This window comes from Lawsonella clevelandensis (assembly GCF_001293125.1).
Lineage (GTDB): Bacteria > Actinomycetota > Actinomycetes > Mycobacteriales > Mycobacteriaceae > Lawsonella > Lawsonella clevelandensis.
On the sequence record NZ_CP009312.1, the window covers coordinates 387,165 to 407,731 of the forward strand.

At 57.2% G+C, this 20,567-nt stretch carries 22 protein-coding genes; 9 read left to right on the top strand and 13 right to left on the bottom strand.

What is annotated here, in order from left to right; translation table 11 throughout:
• Positions 1-89: 89 nt before the first annotated feature.
• Positions 90-740 (top strand): dTDP-4-dehydrorhamnose 3,5-epimerase family protein, encoded by a 651-nt coding sequence (locus tag IY73_RS01705; protein ID WP_053961541.1) that lies wholly within the window; start codon positions 90-92, stop codon positions 738-740.
• Positions 741-770: 30 nt separating this feature from the next.
• Positions 771-1,859, top strand: coding sequence for a magnesium and cobalt transport protein CorA (locus tag IY73_RS01710; RefSeq protein ID WP_053961542.1), 1,089 nt, complete (start codon positions 771-773; stop codon positions 1,857-1,859).
• Between the two features lie 3 nt (positions 1,860-1,862).
• On the opposite strand, the gene IY73_RS01715 is transcribed toward IY73_RS01710, so the two are convergent.
• Positions 1,863-2,948, bottom strand: a complete 1,086-nt coding sequence (locus IY73_RS01715) for an FAD:protein FMN transferase (protein ID WP_082346521.1) — start codon at positions 2,946-2,948, stop codon at positions 1,863-1,865.
• A gap of 127 nt (positions 2,949-3,075) precedes the next feature.
• Here IY73_RS01715 and IY73_RS01720 point away from each other — a divergent pair, with 127 nt between their 5' ends.
• The 3 genes from IY73_RS01720 to IY73_RS01730 are packed head-to-tail and all read left to right on the top strand — an operon-like array spanning position 3,076 to position 6,142.
• Positions 3,076-4,368, top strand: coding sequence for a magnesium transporter MgtE N-terminal domain-containing protein (locus IY73_RS01720; protein WP_053978741.1), 1,293 nt, complete (start codon positions 3,076-3,078; stop codon positions 4,366-4,368).
• Positions 4,355-4,984, top strand: a complete 630-nt coding sequence (locus IY73_RS01725; RefSeq protein ID WP_390175766.1) for a DUF1003 domain-containing protein — start codon at positions 4,355-4,357, stop codon at positions 4,982-4,984. Before IY73_RS01720 ends, IY73_RS01725 begins: the two co-directional genes overlap by 14 nt.
• Positions 4,985-5,014: 30 nt before the next feature.
• Positions 5,015-6,142 (top strand): Mrp/NBP35 family ATP-binding protein, encoded by a 1,128-nt coding sequence (locus tag IY73_RS01730; protein WP_053961544.1) that lies wholly within the window; start codon positions 5,015-5,017, stop codon positions 6,140-6,142.
• 52 nt (positions 6,143-6,194) lie between these two features.
• Here IY73_RS01730 and tatB read toward each other — a convergent pair whose 3' ends face one another.
• The 3 genes from tatB to sigE form a co-directional block, all read right to left on the bottom strand.
• Positions 6,195-6,854: a Sec-independent protein translocase protein TatB gene (gene tatB, locus IY73_RS01735; protein ID WP_053961545.1), complete on the bottom strand. Its 660-nt coding sequence runs from the start codon at positions 6,852-6,854 to the stop codon at positions 6,195-6,197.
• A gap of 18 nt (positions 6,855-6,872) precedes the next feature.
• A complete protein-coding gene (locus IY73_RS01740; protein WP_053978742.1) occupies positions 6,873-7,325 on the bottom strand; it encodes an anti-sigma factor family protein in 453 nt (150 codons plus the stop codon).
• Positions 7,326-7,445: 120 nt separating this feature from the next.
• Entirely contained in the window at positions 7,446-8,078 is a 633-nt protein-coding gene (gene sigE / locus IY73_RS01745; protein WP_390175777.1) for an RNA polymerase sigma factor SigE, read from the bottom strand.
• Between the two features lie 224 nt (positions 8,079-8,302).
• On the opposite strand from sigE, the gene IY73_RS01750 reads away from it, so the two are divergent.
• On the top strand, positions 8,303-8,944 hold the full coding sequence (locus IY73_RS01750; RefSeq protein WP_053961547.1) for an O-methyltransferase: 642 nt from the start codon (positions 8,303-8,305) through the stop codon (positions 8,942-8,944).
• A 150-nt stretch (positions 8,945-9,094) separates the two neighbouring features.
• Here the strand turns inward: IY73_RS01750 and glgC are convergent, their stop codons facing one another.
• The gene (gene glgC / locus IY73_RS01755) at positions 9,095-10,324 is read right to left on the bottom strand and encodes a glucose-1-phosphate adenylyltransferase (RefSeq protein WP_053961548.1); all 1,230 of its coding nucleotides are present in this window, start codon (positions 10,322-10,324) and stop codon (positions 9,095-9,097) included.
• Between the two features lie 236 nt (positions 10,325-10,560).
• On the opposite strand from glgC, the gene glgA reads away from it, so the two are divergent.
• The gene (gene glgA / locus IY73_RS01760) at positions 10,561-11,739 is read left to right on the top strand and encodes a glycogen synthase (RefSeq protein WP_053961549.1); all 1,179 of its coding nucleotides are present in this window, start codon (positions 10,561-10,563) and stop codon (positions 11,737-11,739) included.
• Here the strand turns inward: glgA and IY73_RS01765 are convergent.
• The 6 genes from IY73_RS01765 to dapE form a co-directional block, all read right to left on the bottom strand.
• The gene (locus IY73_RS01765; protein WP_053978743.1) at positions 11,718-12,581 is read right to left on the bottom strand and encodes a methyltransferase domain-containing protein; all 864 of its coding nucleotides are present in this window, start codon (positions 12,579-12,581) and stop codon (positions 11,718-11,720) included. The two genes, glgA and IY73_RS01765, sit on opposite strands and share 22 nt — an antisense overlap.
• Before the next feature lie 77 nt (positions 12,582-12,658).
• Positions 12,659-12,826 carry a DUF3117 domain-containing protein gene (locus IY73_RS08025; RefSeq protein WP_064503641.1) on the bottom strand — a complete coding sequence of 56 codons (168 nt, stop codon included), beginning with the start codon at positions 12,824-12,826 and terminating at the stop codon, positions 12,659-12,661.
• 79 nt (positions 12,827-12,905) lie between these two features.
• Complete coding sequence (locus IY73_RS01770; protein WP_053961551.1) at positions 12,906-13,205, bottom strand: DivIVA domain-containing protein; 300 nt, start codon at positions 13,203-13,205, stop codon at positions 12,906-12,908.
• The gene (locus IY73_RS01775; RefSeq protein WP_082345301.1) at positions 13,196-14,272 is read right to left on the bottom strand and encodes a glucosyl-3-phosphoglycerate synthase; all 1,077 of its coding nucleotides are present in this window, start codon (positions 14,270-14,272) and stop codon (positions 13,196-13,198) included. Before IY73_RS01775 ends, IY73_RS01770 begins: the two co-directional genes overlap by 10 nt.
• Positions 14,269-15,105 carry an LOG family protein gene (locus IY73_RS01780; protein ID WP_053962645.1) on the bottom strand — a complete coding sequence of 279 codons (837 nt, stop codon included), beginning with the start codon at positions 15,103-15,105 and terminating at the stop codon, positions 14,269-14,271. Before IY73_RS01780 ends, IY73_RS01775 begins: the two co-directional genes overlap by 4 nt.
• 32 nt (positions 15,106-15,137) lie before the next feature.
• Complete coding sequence (gene dapE / locus IY73_RS01785) at positions 15,138-16,322, bottom strand: succinyl-diaminopimelate desuccinylase (RefSeq protein WP_053961552.1); 1,185 nt, start codon at positions 16,320-16,322, stop codon at positions 15,138-15,140.
• 127 nt (positions 16,323-16,449) lie between these two features.
• Between dapE and dapD the strand changes: the two genes are divergently transcribed.
• Positions 16,450-17,415, top strand: a complete 966-nt coding sequence (gene dapD, locus IY73_RS01790) for a 2,3,4,5-tetrahydropyridine-2,6-dicarboxylate N-succinyltransferase (protein ID WP_053961553.1) — start codon at positions 16,450-16,452, stop codon at positions 17,413-17,415.
• 136 nt (positions 17,416-17,551) lie between these two features.
• On the top strand, positions 17,552-18,913 hold the full coding sequence (locus IY73_RS01795; protein WP_053962646.1) for an amino acid permease: 1,362 nt from the start codon (positions 17,552-17,554) through the stop codon (positions 18,911-18,913).
• A 191-nt stretch (positions 18,914-19,104) separates the two neighbouring features.
• On the opposite strand, the gene dapC is transcribed toward IY73_RS01795, so the two are convergent.
• On the bottom strand, positions 19,105-20,235 hold the full coding sequence (dapC, locus tag IY73_RS01800; protein ID WP_053961554.1) for a succinyldiaminopimelate transaminase: 1,131 nt from the start codon (positions 20,233-20,235) through the stop codon (positions 19,105-19,107).
• A 5-nt stretch (positions 20,236-20,240) separates the two neighbouring features.
• Entirely contained in the window at positions 20,241-20,567 is a 327-nt protein-coding gene (gene fdxA, locus IY73_RS01805) for a ferredoxin (RefSeq protein ID WP_053961555.1), read from the bottom strand.

The window sequence follows — 20,567 nt, forward strand, 5'->3', positions numbered from 1 at the left end:
TCCCCTTCAGGTCACATTATTTCTAACTAGTGATGCAGGAGACAAAACTCCCACGCGTCTCATCCTAGCGACCGGTAAACTTCCATTCCATGCGGGTATTACAACTTCCACTCCCTTACTGCTATGCCTTCGAGGCACCTACTTTTCCAGATGATCGGGGCTTCTTTTCCGCCCCATTTCACGCCCCTACCTTTATCGATAACGTGGGCTACCAGCTCTCGGTTCGCCAAACGAATCTCAGCCCCACCCGCCGCGGAGCGGTTCGCGGAATTCACTTCGCAGATGTTCCACCCGGCCAAGCAAAATATATTTACGCAGCTCACGGTCGTTTATTGGATGTACTCGTCGACCTCAGAGTGGGATCCCCCACATTTTCCCAGTATGTTGCCATCGAATTGTCCCCAGAAAGCGGGACCGCAGTCTTCCTACCAGAGGGAATGGGCCATCTTGTGATTGGCTTCACAGATGACGCTGCATTGAGCTATCTCTGTTCGGAGGCCTACAACCCACCGGCAGAACACGGCATTAACCCTCTCGACCCCGCCCTGGGATTACCTTTCCACGACTGGTGCGCAACGTATCACCTGGGGGAGCCAGACGCGCTCATTCTCTCCCCTAAAGATAAAAATGCCCCCACGCTGGCAGCTGCACAAGAATCCGGACTCCTTCCCCGCTACGATGAATGTGTCGCCTTCTACCACGGCCTGCGCCACACTTCGTCTGAAAACTCCACTCGTTAGCCTCTCCCACTTCGTCAAAAGGAGCGCGCAATGGGTTTTACCTCCTTCTGGGACAAACTATTTAACCCCAAAAAATCTACTCAAGAAGAGCGCGACGATAACGTTCATATCCCCACCGCCCAAGCCACCATCGGGTGCGATGTCTACGACGAAAACGGGCAACACATTGATCGCGCATTCGACTACCGAAGCGGCTTTCACTGGGTAGAAGAACACCCTGACCATTTCGTCTGGCTCCAACTCCGCGACCCCAATCGTCGCCAAATGGTACATGTAGGACGTGTCTACGACTTACACGAACTACTCGTCGAAGACTGCTCTACCGACCATCAACGCCCCAAGCTAGAAGCCTTCGATGACTGCCTCACCCTCGTCGCACGTACTCTCCGCTATGTCGACCATGAAGTGATCGACAATCCTGCCGACGCTGTTGAGACTGGCGAAGTCGTCCTTGTTGCCGGGAAGAATTACTTCATTTCTATCCAACATGGGAAAGGCCACAGCCTCGACCACGTCCACAAACGCCTCTCTCATAACCCAGAAGACCTCGCCCAAGGCCCCATGATGTGCTTCTATAGAGCCGTCGACCATGTCGTCGACTCCTATCTCAAAGTTGCTGCACTCATGGACAACGACATCGACGACCTAGAAGAGGAAGTCTTCGACCCTTCCACAGATATCGACATTGATGAAATCTATGCGGTTAAACGAGAAGTCCTAGAGATCAAACACTTGATCTCGCCCCTTCGCACGCCATTACACGAACTCTGCAATAGCGATCAGATCTACGTCAACGAAGACATCCGCAGTTACTTCCGCGACGTCGAAGACCACCTGCTACGTGCTATCTCCGATGTACACGGGTTCGACGAAGTTCTCAGCTCCCTCGTTGACGCTGCAGCAGCGAAGGTCGGCGTGCAACAAAACATTATCAGCCGTGCACTATCCGCCTGGGCCGCAATTATTGCTGTCCCTACGCTCATCGCCAGTATCTACGGCATGAACTTCAACTTCATGCCGCTTCTGCAATTTGATGGAGCCTACTACGCAATACTTGCTCTCATGGCAATCTGGGCCATCACCATGTACATCGTATTCAGACGAAAGAAATGGCTTTAGCCACTACTGCATTTGGCGGCGCCACGCCGGAGAGGTGATCTCCCGGAAAGCGCCGTCTTCTTTCACAATCATGATGCAAGCCAGATTAAGCTTTGTCGCCTGCTTCATGCCTTCCTCCGGGCCCAACACATCCAGACCAGTCGCCAACCCGTCAGCTGTCATACACGATGCATCCATGACGGTGACAGACGCAAGATTGTGCGTAATCGGTCGCCCCGTCTGCGGGTCGATAGTGTGCGAGAAGCGGTGGCCGTTTTCCTCAAAGTAGTTGCGATAGTCGCCAGAGGTAGCCACTGAAGTATTGACCAGGTGGATTACTCGATCCAGAGAGGCATCACCATGGGGAACCGGACGTTCTACCGCCACCCGCCACGGACCTCCTCGTGTTCCGGCTCCCTGTCCACGTACTTCCCCACCGACATCGATGAGGTAGCGCTCTACCCCTAGCGCCTCCAACTCCCAAGCAATAGAGTCCACCCCATACCCTTTGGCAATCGACGACAGATCGACATAAAGCTCGGGAATCTTCTTCACAAGTGCGTTATCCAGTACTTCGAGGTGCTCAATACCGCACTTCGCTTTAGTCTCGTCAATCTGCGCATCATTGGGGATCTTATTGGGACGGCCCTCTGGCCCAAACCCCCACAGGTTCACCAACGGCCCCACGGTGACATCCAGTTTGCCCTCGGCAACCTTGTTCAACCGCACCGCTTCACGCATAACAGTGATGACTTCCGGGGACACCGGGAAAGGAGTATCGACTTTGCGGAATTGGTTAAAGCGAGAAAGCTCCGATTCGGGGATGAACGTCGACATTTGGTGGTTGATGGCGGCGAAACGAGCTTCCACCTTATCCCGCACCTCTGCCTGCGGAGGCGTCTTAGCTGTCGCCAAATAGGTGATGGCGTAGTAAGTCCCCATAGTAGTTCCCCGCAGCACCGTCTTCTGTGGATTCTCCTCAAAGCTGCACCCTGCTGTGGACCCTACACCAAGCAGCCCAGCCACTCCGGCCAGGCTCAAAAAGCCGCGTCGAGAAAGCCAACGGCTCTCCCTACGCTCCCGACGGGCAGACGGCGGCGTATTCGTCATGGCACCCCTCTCCTCACAGACGTGCAACAGTGCGTCTGTACAGTATAGTGCCCCTGCCCGTGTATAATCCCGTTGATTCTCACAACCGGAGCGTCACCCACTCTTTCGGACGTACTAGACTAAAGTCATGAGCTCACCCAACCGTGTTTTCGTGGGACGGCTAGACAATCTTGTCGTGCTTGGCCCAGATGGTGAATCCGTCGGTCGTGTCCGAGACGTCGTCCTTACCCTGCAAGACCCCACCTCCTTCCCCCGCGCTGTCGGACTCGTCATCCAGCTCCTCAACCGCCGCCGTATCTTCCTCCCCATGTTGCGTGTAGCCAGTTTCTCCGGCTCTGCCGTCACGCTTGTCACCGGTAATGTCACGGTACGCTCGTTCAAACAACAGCCCACCGAAATTCAAGTACTGGGCGAAATGGTCGATTCACTCGTACAGGTGCGAGACCCCGAAATCGAAGAACTCGACGGAAAACAAGCTGTCGTGACGGATGTGGAAATCGAGCAGACTCGCAGTCGCGACTGGGTAGTGTCACGACTGGCGGTGCGCCGCAGAACCGGCCCCTTCTCTCGCCGCGGTGCCGTTTACCTGGTCGAATGGGAGTTCATCCGCGGTTTTTCCAATGCCAGCGTCCTCAATAATAGGCAAGACGCCACTGTCCTCGCACATCGCTACGAAGACATGCGTCCGGCCGATGCGGCCTCCGCCATCCTCAATCTGCCGCAGAAGCGGCGTCTCGAACTCGCCACCGTCCTCGATGATGAGCGCCTTGCCGACATCGTGCAGGAACTCCCCGACGATGACCAGACCGACCTCCTCACCGCCCTCCCTCTGCCCCGCGCCGCGGACGTTCTGGAAGCCATGGACCCAGATGACGCGGCCGACGTACTTGGCGAAATGCCAGACCAGGAAGCAGAACGGCTACTTAACCTCATGAACAAACAGGACGCCGGCACGGTACGCCGACTCCTCACCTTCAGCCCTGATACCGCCGGTGGCATCATGACCCCGGAACCCATCATCCTGAACGCACAAACCACCGTGGCAGAAGCCCTCGCCCATGTGCGCAACCCGGAACTCTCACCTGCCCTATCCTCATTGGTGTACGTCGTGCGTCCCCCTACGCAAACACCAACCGGCAAATATTTGGGTGTTGTACATACGCAGCGGCTTCTCCGCGAACCCCCGTCCACACTCATCGGCGACTACGTTGACACCAACCTCACCGCCCTCACCCCGGACGCTTCCACAGAAGCCGTCGCCCGTTACCTCGCTACGTACAACCTGGTCTGCGGCCCGGTTATTGACAACACCGGACATCTGCTCGGTGCCGTTAGCGTGGACGATCTCTTGGACCACCTTCTTCCCGAAGACTGGCGCGAAGAGGAGATGGCAGTAAGGGAGGTCAATGATGGCCGATAACCGCACCCGCCTCGACATCCCCCAGCTCAGTGGACGCCGTCGACGGATCTTCGACACAGAGGCCGTGGGCCGTGGTGCCGAGGTGGTCGCCCGGTTTCTGGGCACCGGCAAATATCTGGCCTATCAAACCGTTTTCGTAGTGGGATGGATTGTTCTCAACATTGTGCTTGCCCGCCACGCCTTTGACCCCTATCCTTTCATCCTCCTCAACCTCGCTTTCTCCACTCAAGCAGCCTATGCCGCACCGCTCATTCTGTTGGCACAAAACCGCCAGGAGAACCGGGACCGGGTAAGTCTGCAAGAAGACCGCGAACGTACCGCCCAGACGAAGGCTGATACCGAGTTTCTGGCTCGCGAGTTGGCTGGCGTCCGTATTGCCGTCGGCGAGACAGCGACTCGCGACTATATGCGCCACGAACTTGATGAGATGCGAGAAATGTTGGAGCAGATGAGTTCTCGTTTGGAGAAAATTGCTGCTACACAAGTGACGGCAACGCCCGCAACCGCCATTACAGGGCCGGAAACTGCGGATGCAACCCAGCTCACGGACAGCACCCCAGACCGTCTGCATCCCCCTGCTGACGCCACTAACGCCCACAGCGAGCCCACTCGATAACTCTTCCCTCGGCTCGCTACACTAGAGCCTATGACCGCTGTAACTCTCGACGCAGTACAAGCTGCCCTTGCCACTGTTCACGATCCGGAGATTCACCGCCCCATTACCGATTTGGGCATGGTCGACAATGTTGACATTGCCGACAACGGGCGCGTCTCCGTAAAAATCCTTCTCACTATTGCAGGCTGTCCCATGCAGTCTGCCATCCGCGAAGGCGTCACCACCGCAGTGTCACACGTTGCAGGCGTGACCGGAGTAGACGTCACTATCGGGGTGATGACAGACGAACAGCGACGAGAGATGCGGCACAAGCTCCAAGGCCCCGGCGCGCAAAAAGAGATCCCCTTCAATAAGCCGGGCAACCGTACCACCATCTATGCTGTCACCTCGGGCAAAGGTGGCGTCGGAAAATCCTCCACAACCGTCAATCTGGCCGTCACCCTAGCACAGCGCGGTTTCAAGGTGGGCATTCTCGATGCCGATATCTACGGTCACTCCGTCCCCCCTATGCTGGGCTCGACACAGTCCCCCACCAAAGTTGATGACATGATGATGCCGCCAGAAGCACATGGCGTAAAGTGCATCTCCATTGCCCAGTTCACAGCTGGCAACGCTCCCGTAGTATGGCGAGGCCCAATGCTGCACCGTGCGCTCCAGCAATTCCTTACCGATGTGTACTGGGGAGACCTCGACTTCCTTCTCCTCGATCTTCCTCCCGGAACTGGCGATATTGCACTCTCCATCCCGTCCCTACTGCCAAATTCACAGCTGCTTATTGTGACCACGCCGCAAACTGCTGCCGCAGAAGTCGCTGAGCGCTCAGGCATGATGGCCAAGCAGACTCGTCAGAACGTTGCTGGCGTTATCGAGAATATGTCCTGGATGGAACTGCCCGACGGCTCGAAAGTGGAAATGTTTGGCAGCGGCGGCGGCATGACTGTCGCCATGGATCTCACTCGCATCCTCGGATACCGGGTCAATGTCTTGGGCCAGGTACCCATGGACGTCCGCCTGCGGGAGGGCGGCGATGAGGGCACGCCTATCGTCCTCACCCATCCAGAGAGTACCGTGGCCCAGACTTTCACTTCCATCGTAGACCAGCTCCTACAGCAGCGGCAGAGCCTGGTAGGCCAGTCCCTCGGGATCAATCCGAATTAGAACTTTAGATACACCGCGACGGGGTAGCAGAGAGACCTTCTCTGCTACCCCGTTAGTCTTCGTCGTCGAAAGAGATTTCCACCTCGTCGGCGCCTGCTTCCTCCCAGCTATCGCCGACGGTCAACGGTACTCCCGGCGCAACAGTTCCACTCGTGCTCTGCTGTGGACGATAGTGCGCTAGGCTGTCTGAGCTAAACGCAGCCTGCTGTGGAGTCGATACCGGCCCGCTCCAGCCTGCTGTCGGTGCGGAAGCAGGGTCGGCATGAACGTGCGTCGTCGCCCCTGAGGAGGCATCAATAGCAGACTCGTGGGGGCCGCGTACCGGCTGCTCGGGCGCGGCTTGGAAGGGAGACTCGTCGAGTTCATTAAGACCCGTCAGTTCTTTCAAATCGAACGTGAGGTCTTTAACTCCGAGATCAACATCCAAAATGGAGTCATCATCGTCGAGAAGGTAGTGAACTGCAGCTGCTTTGGGACCCATCGCTTTGATACGTGCGATCTCCTTGACGGGTTTTTGGAGGTCTTTAAGGTCTCCAAAATCTTCATCAACATTCTCTTTGAGCTGGCCTTGTGCGTTATTTGCCCAGTCGCGCAGTTTACGAAGTCCTTTGGCAAGGTGACGGGTCGCTTCCGGCAGCCGGTCCGGCCCCAAAATAACCACTGCCACAACCAGGATGACAAGAATTTCACCCCACCCAACATTGCTAAACATAACGCTCTTCTACCGCTCTCACTCATTCCTAAAGCCGCGCTGCCACTTCGCTGAAAGACAGTGGGTGACATTGCGAATATGCACACGAATATACGCGCCTAACGCCCGCCATTCTGCACGGATCTCTCCCTGTTGAGCGATTGTGTGTAGGGAGCTCACCATATCGTTCTCAACGGCATACTGGGTAGCGGCAGCATAACCCTGAGTAGCAGCAATATTGCGGAGAACAGCATCGTTAGCGGGGATGGCATTGAGTTTACGCAGCAGTGTTCCCGGAGTACCCAATGGTTCGTTGGCGTGCCGGAGCTGTTCACGCGCTTGCCGCTGCTCTTCGACAAGTGCTCGGCATTCTGAGCACTCACACAGGTGACGCTCTGTCCTAATACGAACATAGCTAGGCATGGCATCATCGACATAGGCGGTGATAGCTTCTTCAGAAAGATGCTCGGTGGAACCGAATGATGCGGTCATATGGCCCCAAACCCACCTTTCGCCAGCAGCCTCGAGAAGATCCTCGGGGAGATTTTGTGCGTACATGTCGAGTATACGGAGCTTGACGCAAGCTAGCAGCGAAGGCGTCTTCCAGAATTCTTAGCCGAGTACGGGGCGAACATTCCCTAATTGTGCGCGCAACTGTGCACGTCCACGGTGGATGCGGGAACGCACTGTGCCAATCTTGACCCCAAGAAGGTCAGCTATCTCTTCGTAGCGGAGCCCTTCGATATCACAAAGGACGACAGCAACACGGTAATCCGGGGAGAGGGTGTCGAGCGCCCGCTGTAGGTCGGGATGAAGCAGTTTGTCATCCATGAGAGCTGCGGGTCCGACAGAATTGGAGCCAACCCGCTCGGTGTCCTCCGGCAGCGCCTCCATGCGGACTACGGAACGGTGCCGAACCTGGTCCAGGAAGAGATTAGTGGTGATGCGGTGCAGCCAGCCTTCGAAGGTGCCGGGACGGTAGCGGTCCAGCGAGCGGAACACTCGGATGAACGTTTCTTGGGTGAGATCCTCCGCGTCCTGAACGTTGCCACTCAGCCGGTACGCAAGCCGGTAAACAGAATCGGCGTATGTGCGCACAATGTCATCCCACCGTTCCAAGGAAGGAGCAGCAGAGCTGGCAGAAGCGTTGGCGATGGGGGGAGCAGAGGCGGTGGCAGTCCGTCGCTTATCCTCTGCACTCGTCGATGCCAGAGCGCGGGTTTTTACCGCGGATCGCTTGGGCATCGTGATCATCGTTATGTGTCCTTTCCGGTGTCCTCGCTCGGACCCCAACGGGATCGAAGCGGACACTATGAGTATCGGGATGAGCCTTGCGAGAGCACTGGAATTAGTCTGTGTTTTCTCTGTGAGTTCTAAAACCGCTCGTCACACTGTATTTATTTGCACAAACTAGAGCGTGCTGGGTGTTTTACCCTCCCCTGTAGAAGTAATCTCGTTAAGCTGAAAACGTGACTGAGCTCGTAGATTCCATTGTGTCCAGCATTATTGAAACTCCCACTCTTAGCGAAGCACGGCATGACTGCCTGGAGATGGCACTGACACCGCTCTCTCCTATTGCTTCCGAAGCGGTCACAATGGTGACCTTACTAACTGGTGTAAAAACGGCCGCCGTGGTCTCCTACTCGGGAGCGGTAGCAGCTCTCAGCATCGCCCACGGTATGCCCGGTGGTGGCGTAGTCACGCTCGTCAATCCACAACCTGAACTCGTCGAACACGCACGGCAACGCTATGGGGAGGAAAAGCCTGCGGGAGTCCTGCTGCGTCCCATCACCGGGCTTCCTCTCGATGTGATGAGCCGTCTTGCCGATGGCGCATACGATCTCGTTTTCGTCGAAGATGTCGCCGATCAACTCGGTCTTTTTGTCGAGACCTCAGCCCGACTCCTCCGCTCTGGCGGAATTCTGCTCCTGCCTAATTCACTGGCAGGTGGTCGCTTCCTGGAATCGATGGACCCAGCAGAGGCAACGAACGCCGACGACGATGCGGCGGTTGCAGCCGCCACCTTGGCTGATATGTTGGCCGAAACAGAGGACTTTGATGCCTTCCGCATCCCGCTCGATGCGGGCATGACGGTGGCTCGCCGGAAATAAACGCATAGTGCACCCAAACGAACCAAGCGTTGTATCCATCAGCTGGTACGAGGCGCGGACATATCATAGAGAAGACTGACGGGGGGTGGGGAGCATTAGTGTGCTAACTACCCTCTGCTATGATCGGGGGTTCGTTGGCCGACGGATTGGCTAATCTCCTAAGGTGCCGATCGTTTCATTCTTACCGACGATAACCACTCCGCCGGCGGAAACATTAAAGCGCGCTTTGTCGCTTTCGCTATCCATACCAATAACCTCGCCCGGCGCAACCTGCACATTCTTGTCCAGAATGCAGTGCTTCACCACTGCCCCCTTGCCTACATGGACGCCGGGAAGTAGGACCGCGCCTTCCACCAGGGCACCTTCATCAACACGGACGTTGGTAGAGATCACCGAGTTACGTACGGTGGCTTGCGAGATGATCGACCCTGCTCCGACAATGGACTCCTGCGCGATACCGCCGTTGACAAACTTGGCGGGGGCCAGGCTCTCGCGCCCACAACGGATAGGCCAGCGCTCGTTGTAGAGGTTAAAGACGGGGTACACGGAGACGAGATCCATATGGGCCTCATAAAAGGCGTCGATGGTACCAACGTCTCGCCAGTAGCCTTTGTCACGTTTCGTCTCGCCCGGCACGTAGTTGTTGCTGAAGTCGTAGACGTATGCTTGCTGCTTTTCCACTAGGGCGGGGATGATGTCGCCGCCCATATCGTGGTTAGAGTCTTCGTTGACGTTGTCTTCCTTAATGGCGTCGAGCAGTACCTTGGTACTGAAGACATAGTTGCCCATCGAAGCAAAGGTAGCATCGGGGTCATCCGGGGTGCAGGGCGGTTCATCCGGCTTTTCAAGGAATTCCGTAATGCGGTTATTCTCATCAGCCTCAATGCAGCCGAACGCTGTCGCATCTTTGCGCGGAACGCGGATACCGGCCACTGTCACTCCAGCACCGGATTTGATGTGCTGCTCGACCATCTGCTGTGGGTCCATGCGGTACACGTGGTCAGCACCGAACACGATGATGTAGTCGGGCTCTTCGTCGTAGACGAGGTTCAACGATTGAGCGATGGCATCAGCCGAACCGGTGTACCAGCGGGGTCCGAGGCGCTGCTGGGCAGGCACCGGAGCAATGTATCCACCCGTAATACCAGTCATACGCCATGTTTGCGCAATGTGACGGTCAAGTGAATGTGACTTGTACTGTGTCAAAACGCAGATACGATTGTATCCCGCATTCACGAGGTTAGATAGCACGAAGTCCACCAATCGGTAGTTACCACCAAATGGAACTGCAGGCTTCGCCCGGTCAGCAGTAAGCGGGTAGAGCCGCTTACCTTCGCCACCGGCTAGGACAATACAAAGGACATGGGGCTGCTCAATCACATTTTCAAAATTACTGTACTTATCCGCAGAAGGAACCCCCTTTTTCTCTGGTTGCCAGGAATTTAGCCTATAGACAACATTAGTTGCTTTCTCGCTCGGGTTCTGTTGGTGCACCGGATGCCCTATAGATTGGGCAGCTGCTCTGCTTGTGAAAAACTCTGCGACGACAAAGAAAGAGTTTTCAAAATGGACAAAAGTGGTCGCTGCACCGCAGCTAGTCGAGTACCGTTTGAGCTATGCGAGTGTCATTGATGACCCGAGAGTATCCCCCCGAGGTTTATGGCGGTGCAGGCGTACACGTCACCGAGCTAGCCAAAAACCTCCGTAGTTTCTGTGATGTTGACGTGCACTGTATGGGCGCACCCCGTGAGGACGCCTACGTGTATGGTCCCGATCCCGAGTTGGCAGACGCCAACGCCTCTATCTCTATGCTGTCAACGCAGCTGCGTATGGCTCACCAGGCAGGCAACACCGACCCTGCGGTTGTCCACACCCACACGTGGTACACCGGCTTTGCTGGCCATCTTACCGCCCAGCTGAACGGTATTCCCCATGTGGTGACGGCGCACTCCTTGGAGCCCTCCCGCCCTTGGAAGGCAGAACAGCTCGGCGGCGGCTACCGTATCTCCTCGTGGTCGGAGAGGAACGCCATCGAATACGCCGATGCGATCATCGGTGTCAGTTCCAAGATGCGGGAGGAAATCCTCCGTACCTATCCGCGAGTTGATCCCGACAAAGTGCACGTCATCCTGAACGGCATTGATACCGAAGCCTGGCAGCCTTCCCCCACCTTTGAGGAAGCTGGGGAGGACTCACTACTCACCGCGCTCGGAGTAAACCCAGACCTTCCGATTGTCGCGTTCGTGGGCCGTATCACCCGGCAAAAGGGCGTAAAACATTTGCTTGCCGCAGCCCACGACTTTGCCCCCGACGTACAGCTCGTCCTCTGCGCGGGCGCCCCTGACACTCCGGAGATCAAAGCCGAGACAGAAGCTGCTGTCCAGGAGCTGCAGGAATCCCGCCCCGGCATCTTCTGGGCTCAAGATATGCTGCCCCACCACCAGGTGGTGGAGGTCCTCAGTGCCGCGTCTGTGTTCGTGTGCCCCTCTGTGTACGAGCCGCTCGGTATCGTCAACCTGGAAGCAATGGCTTGCAATACCGCTGTCGTTGCCTCCGATGTGGGCGGTATCCCGGAGGTGGTGGTGGATGGTTCCACCGGCACCTTGGTCCACTACGATGAGATGGATCCGCTTACGTTCCAACATGATCTTGCTGCGGCCGTGAACGCGGTGGTGTCTGATGCGACGCTAGCTACCAGTATGGGTACAGCTGGCCGTTTGCGGGCCGTCAATGACTTCTCCTGGCGGGCTATCGCCAAGCAAACGTGCGATCTTTACGAATCCTTGCGCCGATAGCAACGAATCTCTACTGAGCAGTGGACCTGGTGAGCGATGCTTGCCAGGTCCACTGCCATCGATGCCAGGTGTGCGGCGTCATTGTGGTAGCTCGATGGTCCCATCGTAATGATCTGCTCAATCTGTTGGGATGTTGGTGTCAGCACCCACTCGCACCGCTCACATGCCGTCTCCACAAAATCTGTTGCTAGCCCCCGCTGCAAACGGGCTATTTTCTGCTCATCAACGTGGACAGCGATCCCTGCGGCAACGAGTTCCTGCAGGTGTTCCTGGGTGGGGGTAGCGATGAGAAGTACCCCATCTGGTTGTAGGACACGTGCTGCTTCGGCAGGATGTCGTGGCGCGAAAATATGGGAAACCAGGTCTGCACACGCATCCTGCAACGGCCAACGCTGCCACACGTCAGCCACAAGGGCTCCTGTTTTTCCGGGCAGTTTGGCCAGCCGCTTCGCTGCCGGGGTGGAAATATCAGCAGCGATAGTAGCGGCTCCTTCCGGCAACGCCTTCTGTATCGCCTGTGTGTAATAGCCCGTCCCTGCCCCCATATCGACGAGCACTGGCTGCCCAGTAGTATCGGTAAGCTGCGTGGCGGCCACCGAGGCTATTCTTTTTGCCAGTGGCTCGTAGAGACCACTGGCAAGGAACGCAGCGCGGTTCATAACCATCTGAGCAGTATCCCCTGGGAAACTACGTCCACTGCCGAAGAGGGTGACGAACCCCTGTTTAGCGACGTCATAGCAGCGTCCAGAAGGGGTGGTAAGTGTACGCTGGTCGTCGCTGCTCCAGGACAGTGGTTCTCCCGTCAACGGATCAGCTAAATAGGTGACGACATCGTTTAGCATGCGATTCCTTCTCGATATGCCTCTTCAGAAACGACAATGTCCGCCGGATTTCCGACGGACATTGTGACAAGTCTGTGTTAGGCCTCGACGTTGCACAGCTCCTGGCCAAGTTCAGCTGCCTCATCAGGGGTCAGCTCGACAACGAGACGGCCACCTCCCTGCAGGGGGACACGCATAATGATCATGCGGCCTTCCTTGACAGCTTCCATGGGCCCATCGCCAGTGCGAGGTTTCATTGCCGCCATGCCGTGCTTCCTCCTATTTTCGAAATATGCTCGGCCTTTATTGTCTCTCATTTCAAGGGGAAATGCCAATGTTGTTGAGCTATTCTTGCTTGTCAGAGGGCGTGCTTCGGCTTTCGAGACGGGCAAACTCTGCGGCAACGCGGGCCAGTGCCCAGTCCACTTCACGGCGATCGTAACCCCGCTTTTCCGTGTGGAACCGAAGGTTCTCCACATCCACGGAACGAATATCGCGGGCGGGAAGAAATGTCTCTGCGGTGGGGGGCAGCTCCGGCAAACTCCGCTGTTTGGGAAGGAAGCCCCACGTGGTCAAGAGAAACGTCGCCACGGCACCAACTACACCGACGACAATACAGATCGCCACCCACGCACCTACGCCCACAAGCTCCTCCTCTGAATTCCCTCGCCAGCCGCAACGGACTGTTGAGCCACTACATACGAGGGTACCGTCACCAGCGGGGGACGGTCCTCTTCTAGCACCGCAATCTCCACTGGCTGGTACGTGGTATAGCTGATGGAATCCTGTCCCGCGGCAGCGAACTGTACCAAGGGTGCGTCTTCAGGCGTCATCCCAGCCTTGCGGAGGACTGTATCGGCGACCTCTCGCGACATGCGGCCAAGTTGGTGAAGGGGACGGTTACGGTGCTCTCGCACCCCCAAATTCACCTGGCAGATGCGGTCGGCACCCCACAGGGCCACCACATCCATAATGAGTCCGATCTCCACGCCGTAGCCGGCCGCAAACGGTAGACGTTCCGCCACATGTCGTCGCAGCGCGTATTCACCCCCCAGCGGCTGAATAAGAAAGCGTGCTTCAGGGCAGAGGGACGCCAGCAGGGGACGGGCAACCAATTCGGTGACCCGTCCTCCCCCATCCCGAGTGTCTCCCAACGGGCGGCGATAGAAACCTTTCACCATGTCGATGCGGGGTGTGACTCCGGTACCGTAGAGAGCCGTATCACCGGGTGGCAACGCAGCTCCATCAAGCAACAAGGGAGCCACCAACCACGGCACATAGCACGGATCGGGGCGTCGCAAATCACCATCGAGGAAGACGATGATGTCGCCACGACAGGCTGCCACACCTCGCCACAGCGATTCTCCCTTCCCCAGCCGCACAGGCACCTCGGGAAGTATCTCGGCGAGTTGCCGAACCGTCGCCCCCGCGGTACACGCTTGCTCCACCGTATCGTCAGTAGAAGCTGAGTCGATGACGATGATCTCATCCACGAGACCACCTACGTAGGGAACAACCGACTCCACGACGGCACCGATGTGGGCTCCCTCATTGAGAGTGGGGATCACTACGGAAACGCAATGCTCCCCTTTAGTCGCTATTAGCTCCTCTAATGTCCAGGTAGGACGCATAACGGTACGGTCATGCCACAAGCGCACGCCGGTACTGTCACTACCTACAGTTGGAGAGATGGAGTGAGAAGTTTCTGTCATTCCGATTCTGCTTCTTCAGCGCGTTCTTTTTCCAGCGTAGCTTCTAACACGCCGTCATCCTCATACGCCAAAGTGTTTTCGAAGTCATCAACCTGGTGCTGGTGAACCTCAATGATATGCCGAACCGCGTCCTCGGGAGAGTCAGTCAGGTACAGCAGATTCTCGTCACCCGCAGAAATCATGCCCTCCTCCAGCAGCGTGGAGGTAATCCAGTCCATCAGCGGTCCCCAGAACTCTGTTCCAAACAACACGATGGGGAAGCGCCAGATCTTCTTGGTCTGCACCAGAGTGAGGGCTTCGAAAAGCTCATCGAGGGTACCGAAGCCTCCAGGCATGCAGACGAAGGCCTGCGAATACTTGACGAACATCGTCTTCCGAATGAAGAAGTAGCGGAAGTTCATGCCGAGGTCGACCCAGTGGTTGAGCTTCTGCTCAAACGGTAGTTCAATACCCAGACCGACGGAGAAGCCCTTTGCTTCCACCGCACCTTTATTTGCCGCTTCCATCTCCCCCGGGCCTCCACCGGTGATGACAGCATAGCCTGCCTTTGACAGTTCGCCTGACACCGCATGAGCGGCCTGGTACCACTTGCTTTCTTCCGTCGTCCGGGCGGATCCGAACACACTGACGGCGGGGGGCATCTCCGCGAGGGCACCGAAGCCATCCACGAACTCCGACTGGATACGCATGACACGCCAGGGGTCGGTGTGCAGCCAATCCACGTCAGGTTGGGGCTGCAGCAATCGCGAGTCGGTAGTCGACCCACCCTGTTGCACCTGAGTACGCCGCCGCAACACTGGACCTCGCATGTAGGAGGCAGCAGACTGGTACATGGCGTTGTGGTTGGAGTTCGTGCTTTTCACGGTTATTCCTTTTCTGGAGGGGTGGTGAGGTAGGTCCGCATAATCTCGGTGACCTCGGTAATGTGCTCCACCGGGCAATGTTCGTCACGTTTGTGTGCTAAGGAGGGGTCCCCCGGCCCCAGATTCACTGATGGCATCCCCATCGCAGCGAAGCGAAAAACGTCCGTCCACCCGAATTTGGCACGAACCTTACCACCTGCTGCCGCAACGAGCGGGGCTACTGCGGGTGCTGACAGACCAGGCAGGGCACCACCCGACATATCAAGGATTTCCCAGGTAAGAGCGTTGGTGACGGTGTCTTGGCGAGTTCCTGCTGTAGTGTCGGTAATACCGTCTAGAGACAGCCCGAGAGTATCACACACGTAGGCTAAGGCCTCGTGTTCATTGCGGTCGGGGGCGAAACGGAAGTTGACTTCCACCCAGGCTTCATCGGGAATGACGTTTCCGGCAACGCCGCCAGCCATCCGCACGGTATTGAGTCCCTCCCGGTAGACGCATCCGTCGATCTCGACTTCCCGCATTTCATAGGCGGCAAGTTTGGCAAGTACGGGACTAAGGGCATGAATAGCGTTCTCTCCCCTCCAGGCACGGGCAGAGTGCGCTCGAACCCCGTGTCCTTCGATGCGGATACGCATAGTTCCTTGGCAGCCTGCTTCAATCCACCCACCGGACGGCTCTCCGAGGATAGACATATCTCCTTTAATGAGCTCTGGGTACTCGCGTTGGAGGGTTCCCAACCCATTAAAGCGGGCGGCGATTTCCTCACAGTCGTAGTAGACGAGAGTCATGTCCTGTTGCAACGCTGGGTCGTCGGCTAGCGCATAGAAGAGGTGATAGAAAACAGCATCGCCCGACTTCATGTCGACGCTGCCGCACCCGTGGATACAGTCTGGTCCTTGGTCTCCTGGCGCGCGCCGGCTGGGGACGTTCTCGGCGATCGGTACCGTATCCAGGTGTCCGGCGAGCACTACGCGGGTGGGGAGTCCCCGGTGCGTTCGGGCGACTACACAATTGCCAATACGATCGACAGTCACCGTAGGGTGCTCGGTCTGCACAATAGTGCGGAGACCTCGCTCAACCGCATCAGCAATAGCAGCCTCATCCTGGGACTCGGAGGGAATATCGACGAAGTCCTGTGTCAGGGAGATCGGGTCGCGGCGGGGGTCAAGCATCATGGGGATTTCCATTGTCACTCTCTCAGTCTACGGCCACCAAGAGTGTTTAAGGAGTGTCCGGCGAGTGTTCACTTTATCGTTAACGACGCCGTAACTTGTGGACTAGCACACATTTCACCAGTACAGTAGGCTAAATTCTATGACCACACACGGAGCGTTTGCGCGCGGAATCGCGACCGTCACCACCGACGGAATAGTTTTGGATACCTGGTACATCGACCCGGTTCTGCAAGAGTCCACCGGCGGCGAAGGCTACACCCACAAGCTCACTCCCGACGACCTCAACCCCAGCTGGGAACATCTACTGGGTTACGACTCAGCCCGCAACGTAGAGCGCATCGCCGTGGAAACAGTCATCAGCGACCTCTCCGCCGCGCCGATCGACGCCTATGACGCTTACCTCCGGCTGCACCTCCTCTCCCATCGCCTGGTAAAACCCAATACCATCAACCTCAAAACTCTCTACCGGGTTCTACAGAATGTGGTGTGGACCAACTTTGGCCCTTGCACAGTAGATGACTTCGACATCACCCGCTTGAAACTCGCCCAGCGTGGCCCCGTCACCGTCTACAGCGTCGACCGCTTCCCCCGCATGGTCGATTACGTCATCCCCTCCGGCGTTCGTATTGCTGATGCCGACCGTGTCCGCCTGGGCGCCTACCTATCCGAAGGTACCACGGTGATGCACGAAGGCTTCGTCAACTTCAACGCCGGCACTCTCGGTGTTTCTATGGTGGAAGGCCGCATCTCTCAGGGCGTCACAGTTGGTGACGGCTCAGATATCGGCGGTGGCGCCAGCATTATGGGCACGCTGTCCGGTGGCGGCACCCAGCACATCACCATCGGCGAACGGTGTCTGCTAGGCGCCAACTCCGGCCTAGGTATCCCGCTCGGTAACGACTGCGTGGTGGAAGCCGGCCTCTACATCACTGCCGGTGCCAAAGTTGTGAGCCACCTCGATGGCGAACCTATCGAGGTCAAAGGGGTAGAATTGGCCGGACGCAACAATGTCCTGTTCCGTCGAAATTCACTCACGGGTGCCATTGAAGCCGTGAAATATGGCAAAGTTGGGAGCGAGCTGAACGACAGCCTCCATAGCAACTAGCCCCTAAGAAGGTCTCATGGCTGAGTCCACCCCTGTGTCTCCCCACAACTCCACTTCTGCGTCGCAGGCAGCAGCATCCAGCACTTCTGCGAGTGGAACTGGACTACAGCAAGGTCTCCGGGTTCGACACCTCACCATGATGGGGTTGGGTTCCGCCATTGGCGCTGGTCTCTTTTTAGGTACCGGCCAAGGCATCCATGCCGCAGGCCCCGCTATTCTCATCTCCTATGTCGCAGCAGGCATCATCGTGGTGCTCACCATGCAGATGCTGGGTGAACTCAGCGCCGCTCGCCCCGCCAGTGGCTCCTTCTCCACCTATGTGGAGATGGCATTCGGACGGACCGGGGGCTTCGTCACTGGCTGGCTCTACTGGTTCATGCTCATTCTCGTACTGGGTGCGGAAATGACGGGGGCAGCAAGCATTATAGGGCAGTGGTTCCACTGCTCGCCTTGGATTCCCGCACTCGTCTGCATGATCTTCTTTACCATCGTGAATCTTGCGCAGGTGCGGGGCTTTGGCGAATTTGAGTTCTGGTTTGCGGCCATCAAAGTCACCGTCATCGTGCTCTTCCTCATCATTGGTGTACTGCTGATATTCGGTCTGCTACCAGGAACCGAACCCGTGGGATTCACCAACTTCCTTGGCCGCGGTGGTTTCATGCCGAAGGGCTGGAGCGGTATCGCCGCCGGTCTGCTAGCTGTCGCCTTTGCCTTTGGCGGTATCGAAATTGTCACAATTGCTGCTGCTGAGTGTGACAACCCCAGCCTCTCCATTGCGAAGGCAGTGCGCTCCGTCATCTTCCGCATCTCCGTGTTCTACCTAGGCTCAGTCCTCGTCATCACCTTCCTGCTACCCTGGGATCAACTGCAGGGTGCGGAAAACGCCGCAGAGAGCCCCTTCACGGCAGTGCTCCAGCAGGCCAACCTGCCGGGAGTCGTTATATTCATGGAAGCGATCATCGTGCTCTCGTTGCTGAGTGCATTTAACGCCCAAATCTACGCCAGCTCCCGGATGATGTTCTCCCTTGCCAAGCGTGGTCACGGACCGCAGGCTCTCACCAAGATCTCACGTACCGGTGTTCCCATCAATGCGCTGCTCATCAGCGTCTTCTTCGGATTCGTTTCGGTGGGATTGAACTATCTTGAACTACCCGGGCTGCTCGTCTTCCTCCTCAATTCTGTGGGCGCAATCCTCCTGGTGGTATGGGCCTCCATTGCCATCTCCGAGCTGAAGCTGCGGCCTGAGCTCGAAAAGGAGGGTTCTCTAAGCGTCAGAATGTGGGCCTACCCTTACCTCACTTGGCTTGCTCTCGCTTTGATGGCTGGTCTCACCGTCCTCATGTTCACAGATGAGACCACTCGCAATCAGCTCTTCGCCACCATTGTCGTCGTCATTTTGCTGACGGTGCTCGGGGCAATTAACCATGCTTGGCGGAAGCGACACCCAGTGGAAGTCCCTTCAGTCCCTAGCGCATCAATCAATAAAACGACCTCCTAGGCCGCTAAACAATCTCTAAGACAGGTAGACTAAAGGCCGGCTTACCCTGCTTATGGGGGTAAGCCGGCCTTTTCTGTGGTGTCGTCTGCAAGAGTCTGCACGCAATACACCATGCGGCAGGCGTGTACTCAGTTCGGCTCAGTTCGAGCGATTCGGCTCAGTTCGAGCGATGTGGCGACCGTCCCGCACTACTAGACCGTCTCGGCACGCAGGCGGCTACAGGCTGCGGCAATACGCTCATCAGAGGCGGTGAGAGCAATACGCACATGCTCACCACCACGCGGACCATAAAACTCACCGGGGGCTACCAAGATACCGCGCTCTGCAAACCAGTGGGTCAGCTCCCGACAAGGAGTGCCATTTGTGGCCCACAGGTAAAGCCCCGCAGCGGACTCATCAATCTGTATACCGGCCGATTCGAGTGCCGTCTTCAGCATGTCGCGGCGGTGTCGGTACCGGTCATACTGCTCAGCAGCGTGGCGGTCATCTCGGAGCGCTGCGGCACTGGCGTGCTGTACCACCGTCGGCATCATCAGTCCGGCATGCTTCCGCACTGCGAGGAGCTCGCCGACAAGTTCAGGGTCACCCACCACAAATCCGGATCGATAGCTTGCCATATTGGAGGTCTTCGACAGCGAGTGAATAGCAAGCAGATTACGGGTGTCGCCACCGCATACTTCCGGATCGAGGATGGAGGGAGCTGTCCCCTCCCAGCAAAGACCCAGGTAGCACTCATCTGAAGCAATAATCACGCCGCGTTCACGCGCCCAATCAACCACCTTCCGCAAATGTTCGACGGGAAGCACCTTACCGGTGGGGTTTGAGGGGGAATTGAGGTACATCAGGGTTGGGGTCAGCGGCCCCACCTGTGCAGTCCCGTCAGCTCGCACGACGGAACAGCCCGCCAAAAGCGCACCAACTTCATACGTTGGGTAGGCGATCTCCGGGATCACCACAGTGTGCTTCTCCCCCAAACCCAAGAGGGTGGGCAGCCAGGCAATAAGTTCCTTCGTCCCAATGACGGGAAGCACCTGGGTAGCTGGATCGAGGTCGATTGTGCCGTAACGGCGGGTCAGCGCATCTGCACAGGCCTGACGAACATCTTCAGTACCGATAGTCTGTGGGTAGCCGGCGACCTCTGCGGACTCTTCTAGAGCACTCTGGATAAGGGGATCGACATTGTCGACCGGGGTACCAACCGAGAGATCGATGATTCCATCTGGATGATGGTCCGCGAGGTCACGCACCTCGGCTAGCGTGTCCCAGGGAAAGACGGGGAGACCCGCAGCGACAGGGGTCCGTGTGCGGGGTACGTTGGGCATAGACGTTACTCGCCTTCGTTTTGTGGGGGCAGAGAGGAAACGAAGTCGGTGTCGGTACCGGTGCGGCCAACACTGGCAGCTCCACCCGGGGAACCCAATTCCTCGAAGAAGTCGATGTTAGTCTGGGTGTACTCAGACCATTCGTCCGGAACGTCATCCTCATAGAAGATGGCTTCCACAGGGCAGGCGGGCTCGCAGGCACCGCAGTCAACGCACTCATCGGGGTGGATGTAGAGCATGCGGTCACCTTCGTAGATGCAGTCCACCGGGCACTCTTCCACACAACCGCGGTCGAGAACATCAACACAAGGTTGCGCGATAACGTATGCCAC